A 1,160-nucleotide genomic window follows, 5' to 3' on the forward strand; every position below is an offset into this window, starting at 1 on the left:
CGCTGATGTTTCTCTTCTGCCACCCGGGCAAACAGCGACTGTAATTTCAGATAATCGCTTTCGTTCGGTAGCTGCCACTGACTGGCACTGAACCAGTGCGACACCATGTTTTTCTTTCCTGTGGCATCTGCAATCTGTTTTGCCGTTATCCCCAGGGCAGCTCGCGCATCACGAAAGTAAGCAATCAGCGGGGCCATCACATGCTGTTTCAGTACCCTGCCCTTCGCCTCATAGCCATCATCTTTCGGGCGGTACGGCCCCTGATAATGTTCCGCGAACAGAATGCGCTCTGTGGCGGGGAAATACGCCCGCAGGCTTTCCTTGTTGCACCCGTTCCAGCGTCCGGACGGCTTTGCCCAGATAATATGGTTCAGCACACTGAAGCGTTCACGCATCATGATTTCGATATCAGATGCCAGGCGATGACCACAGAACAGGTAAAGACTTCCGGCAGGTTTCAGCACCCGCCAGAACTGCGCCAGACACTGGTCCAGCCACTTCAGGTAATCATCGTCGCCCTTCCACTGGTTATCCCAGCCCTCAGGCTTCACTTTAAAGTACGGCGGGTCCGTGACTATCAGGTCAACAGAATTTTCGGGTAACGACCGGATAAATTCCAGGCAGTCGGCGTTGATTAACTCACAACTGGATATTTTTACAGTATTAGCCATAGATCAATAAGCACTTCTCTGATAGGCTCATACCGCTTTTGCGCAAAGCAGATGGGCCTGAGGTTTGCTTGTGACCCCAACGCATGAGCAGATGGCTGGTGGGTGCCCCTAACACCCACAACCGCCCATTTACCACAAATAAAAAAGCCTTCACTGCGGAAGGCGTCTGTAACAACCGAACTGATAGTCTGCCAGACCCGCCATAACCAGCTGGGTCAGTATTAACTGGCAGCGTTCGCGTGAAAGGTAAGTATTCTGCGCAATCTCCCCGACTGTCGCCGGTTCGGTGACGCTTAATTCATTAAACACCACTCTGGCGGTTTCTGTCATATCCTGCTGTTTCAGCATGTCTTTTTCCCTTTTCCGGTTAACGTGACACACCAATAACTCTTGTCGAAAAAGCCAGCAAGCTGAAAGACAGGTATTCACCGCCACCAGCGCGTTTACTGTACTGACGCGATTTCAGTCATAAAAAACCCGCCAGGCGGC

The 1,160-nt window shown here is 51.7% G+C and carries 1 protein-coding gene and 1 pseudogene; both read right to left on the reverse strand.

Features of this window, described 5'->3' with window-relative positions; all coding sequences use genetic code 11:
* Positions 1-671 (reverse strand): DNA-methyltransferase (locus BGK49_RS15315; protein WP_133298252.1); only part of this gene is annotated, 671 nt, incomplete at its 3' end.
* 113 nt (positions 672-784) lie between these two features.
* Positions 785-1,019 (reverse strand): annotated as a pseudogene (locus tag BGK49_RS15320) (hypothetical protein); the annotation flags it as partial.
* Positions 1,020-1,160 lie beyond the last annotated feature (141 nt).

Source organism: Shigella sp. FC1544, from assembly GCF_001722145.1.
Taxonomy (GTDB): Bacteria; Pseudomonadota; Gammaproteobacteria; order Enterobacterales; family Enterobacteriaceae; genus Escherichia; species Escherichia coli.